Genomic DNA, 5,369 nt, shown 5'->3' on the forward strand with positions numbered 1-5,369 from the left:
GCACCGGTCACCGGCGCAAGCGGGTCACCGCCGCCGATGCCACCCAACGCGCCCGTCACCGTTCCAACCGCGCCATTCAACGCGCCCGTCACCGTACCGAGTGCGCCGCTCAAACCACCAATCGGGTTCGCACCGCTCAGCGTCCCGACTACCGTGCTCACCGCACCGGTCACCGGCGCAAGCGGGTCACCGCCTCCGATGCCACCCAACGCGCCCGTCGCCGTTCCAACCGCGCCATTCACCGCACCCGTCGCGGCACCAAGCTCACCGTTTAGCCCACCAACCGGATTCGCACCGCTCAGCGTGCCAACTACCGTGTTGACCGCACCCGTCAGCGGCGCGAGCAGATTTCCTCCACCGCCCAGGCCGCCCAGCGCATTCGTCAGCGTTCCAAGCACGCCGTTCAATGCGCCGACCGGATTCACACCGCACAGGCTGCTGAACACCGTATTGACCGCCCCCGTCAGGGCCCCGAGCGGATTGCCGCCGACGCCCACCCCGCCCAGCACGCCGGTCACCGAGTTGATCGTTCCGTTCAGCACGCCCGCGGGACTCACACTGCCCAGCGTCCCGAGCACCGTATTGACGGTGCCCGTCAGCGCCCCTACTGCGCCGCCCAGCGCCTCTGTCAGCGGCTCGACCACCCCGCTGCCGTCGCCGATGCTGAGCGACGCGCTCGCGGAACCCGTCAGGCCCGCGCTGATGTCGATGCCCTGTCCGGCATCCGGATCGCCGAAGGCCACCGTGAAGCTGCCCGATCCCGCGCCGCCCAGGCTGATGCCGCCGCCCGCCGGCACGATGTCCGGCCCGCTTGCGCCAGCCGCGCTCACGCCGACGCCGCCGATTGCCCCCGGCAGCGTCAGGACATCCAGCGTGCCCGCATGAACCGGCGCGCCCCCCGCCAGTCCGAATGCCGCTGCAGCGGACAGCGCCAGATTCGTCAATTTGAAAGTTTTTTTCATGCTCGACCTCTCATGTCGGTTGGTATTAACCTGGATACCGCCCGGAGGTCACAGCATGGAGCGTGCCAATGGTGAAACCCATCGCACCGCCCGCTTTTTTGCCCATCGGAGCAAAGATAAGAACAATAAAATTGCGCATTGCGCCGCGCCGGCCGCCCGGCCGAGCAGCATTTCAGCTGCGCGTTCCCGGCGCCGTAACGTAACGACGCCCGTATCCGCCGTGACATCGGGACGCCGGAAAACGATTCCATCCGGCCTGTCTTGTCGATTAGTTATCCGGACAAGCTGGAACGGGAAACGGAAAAATATCGCGGGGCGCCTGACCCTCCAGCGGTTCATTGCAAACCGCACCCCGATTATTCGCGCGGCACCGGCCCGAATCGAGCATCGATCTTTTCGCGCACCACGGCACGCATGCCCCGGGCCGGTCCCACACGCATCCCATCGAATCGATTCAAGTCAATTCGATGAAAATCGGCGAGAAGCAGCAGGGAAGCACGACGTCAATCACATCGACCATCAATTCGCACGTCGAATCATGTCATGCGCTTCGACACAATGAAAACGCGCCGGCTCCACCGGCGCGCGCCACGTCACGCCCCGCTACACGGCCGCTTTCGGCCGCGCCTCGCGCTTCTTGCGTACGGTCCGCTCACCCGCCCGGAGCGCCTCGCCCGCCGCCTCACCCGACCCTTCGCCCAACCCGTGCGCACGATACGACTCGCCCCATTCCCGCAGGCTGATCAGCACCGGCGCAAGCGTTCGCCCAAACTCGGTCAGCTCATATTCGACCTTCGGCGGCACCTGCGGATAGACATGTCGGGCAACGATGCCGTCGGCTTCCAGCTCGCGCAACTGCAGCGTCAGCATGCGCTGCGTGGTGTTCGGCAGCAGGCGCGTCAGCTCCATGAAGCGCTTCTTCTCCTCCAGCAGGTGAAACAGGATCACCGGCTTCCACAGCCCGCCGATCACCGACAGCGTGACCTCGACCGCGCAACCGCTCTTGCTGTCCAGACGTTTGGGTCGCATCGCCTTATACCTACACATTTGATAGTACCGGCTTTAATTGTACCTTCTTGTCATCATCACCCTACCGGTCGACAATCGCCTCGCGTGCTGCCCGTCGGCCGCGCCGCGCCCCGCCCCGGGGTCGCGTGCGCCGGCGCGCCGCCTGCCGTCCCAATCCACCGCGTCCCCGCCGCCATCCCGGGCGGGACGCCGCTTCCTCAAGGAGTTCCGTATGAAAGCCATCACCCTGCGCGCGCCCGGCGGCCTCGATCATCTCGTCCGCGTCGATCTTCCCGATCCGGGCGCCCCGCGCGCCGGCGAAATCCGCGTGCGTCTCCACGCCAGCTCGCTGAACTTCCACGATCTCGGCGTCGTCATGGGCCGTCTGCCGGCCGCCGACGGGCGCATCCCGATGTCGGACGGTGCGGGCGTCGTCGAGGCGGTCGGCGAAGGCGTCACGGAGTTCGCGGTCGGCGACGCGGTGGTGTCGGGCTTTTATCCGCTCTGGCTCGACGGCGGCCCGGCCGTCGCGGACTTCAAGACCACGCCCGGCGACGGCGTCGACGGCTACGCGCGCGAAGCCGTCGTGCGGCCCGCGCAGTGGTTCACGCACGCACCGCGCGGCTACAGCCACGCGGAAGCCGCGACGCTGACCACGGCCGGGCTGACCGCCTGGCGCGCGCTGGTCGTCGACGGCAACCTGAAGGCCGGCGACAGCGTGCTCGTGCTCGGCACGGGCGGCGTGTCGATCTTCGCGCTGCAGTTCGCCAAGCAGATGGGCGCGACGGTCATCGTCACGTCCTCGTCCGACGAAAAGCTGGAACGGGCGCGCGCGCTCGGCGCCGATCACCTGATCAACTACCGGCGCGATCCCGACTGGGCCGCGAAGGTGCTCGACTACACGAACGGGCGCGGCGTCGATCACGTGATCGAGGTCGGCGGCCCCGACACGCTCGCGCAATCGATCGAGGCCTGCCGGATCGGCGGCCACATCGCACTGATCGGTGTGCTCACGGGCATCGCCGGGCCACTGTCCACCGTCACGCTGATGACGCGCCAGCAACGGCTGCAAGGGCTCATCGTCGGCAGCCGCCAGCATCAGATCGAGATGGTGCGCGCGCTCGACGCAACCGGCCTCAAGCCGGTCGTCGACCTCAGCTTCCCGCTCGACGAGATCGCCGACGCGTTCCGCCATCAGGCGGACGGCAAGCACTTCGGCAAGATCTGCCTCGCGATCTGACGCCGACCGCGCCTCCGCGGCCGTCCGCGCGCGTCGGCGCGCGGACGCGTCACGCGACGCAGAGCCGATGAGAAAAGCGCGCGGCCCACGCGGGCAGCGCGCGCTTGTAGAAAAAGTGGAAATTCTCGTTGAACGAGCCCGCGACGAGCCCGTGCGGCGCGCCGAGGCGCGCGAGCGCGCGCGACGCATAGAACGAGATATGCCCGTTGCGCGGCGCGCAATACCACCAGCGATCGATGCCCTCCGCCATCACGGCGTCGTCGGCAAGCATCGTGCTGAACAGGATCGCGCCGTCGTCGTCGAGAAAGCCCGCCAGTTCGGCGATCAGCTCACGCGGTTGCGGATGATGCTCGAACACCTCGAACGCGACCACCGTCCGGTACGCGGCGGCCAGGCCCGCGCGCGTCGCCTCCGCATGCGCCGCGTAAGGATCGTAGGAATCGACCTGGCTGAAGCCGCGCGCCTTCAGCTCGCGCTCCAACTGCCCCAGCCCCGAGCCGAAATCGAGCACGTTCGCCTGCGCCAACTCGGGGAAACTCTTCGCGATCAGCTCGGCATTCTCGAACGGCCGCTTGCCCAGGTAGTCCGGATCGTGCCGCCCGTAATCGTCGTTGTAGATGTGCGTCGCGTAATCGGCATGGGTCCACGCGTCGAGCGCGCGCGTGAACACGAAGCCGCATGCGTCGCAACGGTGGAAATACACCGGCACGCCGACATACGGATCGACCTTGCGCCCGCCGAGATGATCGGCGCCGCAGCGCGAGAAATCGACGACGCCGCACAGGCGGCTGTCGCCGCCGCAGCATTTGCAAGCGGTCAGCGGCAGCGCGACCTGCATCCGATCCAGTGACATGGCGGCCCCCCGAAATACATGATGACGGAACCGCCAGCATGCCAGATTCCGGCGCCGCCGCACCGCGCGTCGCTCAGCGCGCCGACCTGCGGCGCGCGTGAACGATCGGATTGCGGTGCGCGACGAGACTCATCGACGCCTCCAGCTGCGACAGCGCCGCCGCGCCGTCCCGATCCAGCTCGCCGGTCGCGGGCAGCGCAAGCAGCGCGTCGAGCCAGCCGCGCCACGCATCGCCGTAGAAATGCCGCCCCATCTCGCGCATCACCTCGGGCGCCGCGATGCGGATGCCCGCCAGCAGGTAGTACGCCCAGAAGCTGCCCGCGTCGGTCACCTGTTCGAGACGGCACACCGAGAGCGCGGCGAACAGCCCATCGATCGACGCGAGATCGCCGCGCTCGCGCCAGATCGCGCGCGCGACGCTGTTGTGATCGCCGCCATAGGCCGCGGGCGTGATCGGCGTCTGGGTGGCGATCGCCGCGGCGAATTCGACGAGCGCGGCCATCGTGTCGAAGCGGCGCTCTTCTTCGTCCGCCTGCCAGGCGCGACCGATCACCGTATCGATGATGCGGCTCGCCGGCTGCCCTTCGTCGCGCGCCGCGCGGATCGAGCCCGGCTCGGGCGGCGCATCGCTGTCGACCGGCTCGTGGCCGATGCCCGCCTCGATCGCTTCGAGCGCGGCCCAGCCGAACTCGGGATCGCGCCACGCATACGCGTCGATCACGCCGCGGGCGACGTCGAAGGCGCGTTTCGAGCCCGGCACGTAGCGTTCGATCAGCAGCAGTTCGCGCCGCGCGGGCGCCATCGCGAGCGTGCCGTACGCGGTGCCGGAACAGCGGCCGTGATCCGCGTCGTCGCCCAGGATCGCGGTGAAGAGCGGATCGAGCAGGCTCGCGTCGAGACGCGGCGTCGACCGCGCGACGCCTCGCAGGCGCGCGAGCGTCTCGTGGCCCGCCGCGGCCATCGCCGCGTTGCCGCCCGCGATCATCGCGTGCGCGACGCGCTCGAGGCGATCCAGCAGATATTGCAGCCACGCAGCCGTGCGCAGGCGGTCGAGCGGCAGGCTGCTGGCGTAACCATACTGCGTGTTGTAGGTGAGCATGGGTCATCCATCTATGACGACGCGCGCCGCGATCCGTCGGCCGGCCTCCTCGGGAGGCCGGCCCGGTTACGCTGTCGGACCGCCGCCGCGCCAGGAACGATCTATGTTGTTATGCGCCCCATGTCCGGCCCCGGGGGGGGGGGGGGGGGGGGGGGGGGGGGGGGGGGGGGGGGGGGGGGGGGGGGGGGGGGGGGGGGGGGGGGGGGG

At 69.0% G+C, this 5,369-nt stretch carries 4 protein-coding genes and 1 pseudogene; 1 reads left to right on the forward strand and 4 read right to left on the reverse strand.

Annotated features, from left to right (window positions below; all coding sequences use genetic code 11):
- A pseudogene (locus AC1RQF_RS31740) lies at positions 1-962 on the reverse strand (beta strand repeat-containing protein); the annotation flags it as partial.
- A gap of 603 nt (positions 963-1,565) precedes the next feature.
- Entirely contained in the window at positions 1,566-1,991 is a 426-nt protein-coding gene (locus AC1RQF_RS31745; protein ID WP_274001452.1) for a winged helix-turn-helix transcriptional regulator, read from the reverse strand.
- 211 nt (positions 1,992-2,202) lie between these two features.
- Between AC1RQF_RS31745 and AC1RQF_RS31750 the strand changes: the two genes are divergently transcribed.
- The gene (locus tag AC1RQF_RS31750; protein ID WP_274001451.1) at positions 2,203-3,210 is read left to right on the forward strand and encodes a zinc-dependent alcohol dehydrogenase family protein; all 1,008 of its coding nucleotides are present in this window, start codon (positions 2,203-2,205) and stop codon (positions 3,208-3,210) included.
- 49 nt (positions 3,211-3,259) lie between these two features.
- Here AC1RQF_RS31750 and AC1RQF_RS31755 read toward each other — a convergent pair whose 3' ends face one another.
- On the reverse strand, positions 3,260-4,063 hold the full coding sequence (locus AC1RQF_RS31755) for a class I SAM-dependent methyltransferase (protein ID WP_492874039.1): 804 nt from the start codon (positions 4,061-4,063) through the stop codon (positions 3,260-3,262).
- Positions 4,064-4,136: 73 nt separating this feature from the next.
- A complete protein-coding gene (locus tag AC1RQF_RS31760) occupies positions 4,137-5,162 on the reverse strand; it encodes a hypothetical protein (RefSeq protein ID WP_492874041.1) in 1,026 nt (341 codons plus the stop codon).
- Between the last annotated feature and the right edge of the window lie 207 nt (positions 5,163-5,369).

The sequence above is a fragment of the Burkholderia sp. GW821-FHT14F03 genome, assembly GCF_058803765.1.

Excerpts from the sequence above, each read along its gene's own strand:
- AC1RQF_RS31745 (WP_274001452.1), bottom strand. The coding sequence starts at position 1,991 with ATGCGACCCAAACGTCTGGACAGCAAGAGCGGTTGCGCGGTCGAGGTC.
- AC1RQF_RS31750 (WP_274001451.1), top strand. The coding sequence starts at position 2,203 with ATGAAAGCCATCACCCTGCGCGCGCCCGGCGGCCTCGATCATCTCGTC.
- AC1RQF_RS31755 (WP_492874039.1), bottom strand. The coding sequence starts at position 4,063 with ATGTCACTGGATCGGATGCAGGTCGCGCTGCCGCTGACCGCTTGCAAA.
- AC1RQF_RS31760 (WP_492874041.1), bottom strand. The coding sequence starts at position 5,162 with ATGCTCACCTACAACACGCAGTATGGTTACGCCAGCAGCCTGCCGCTC.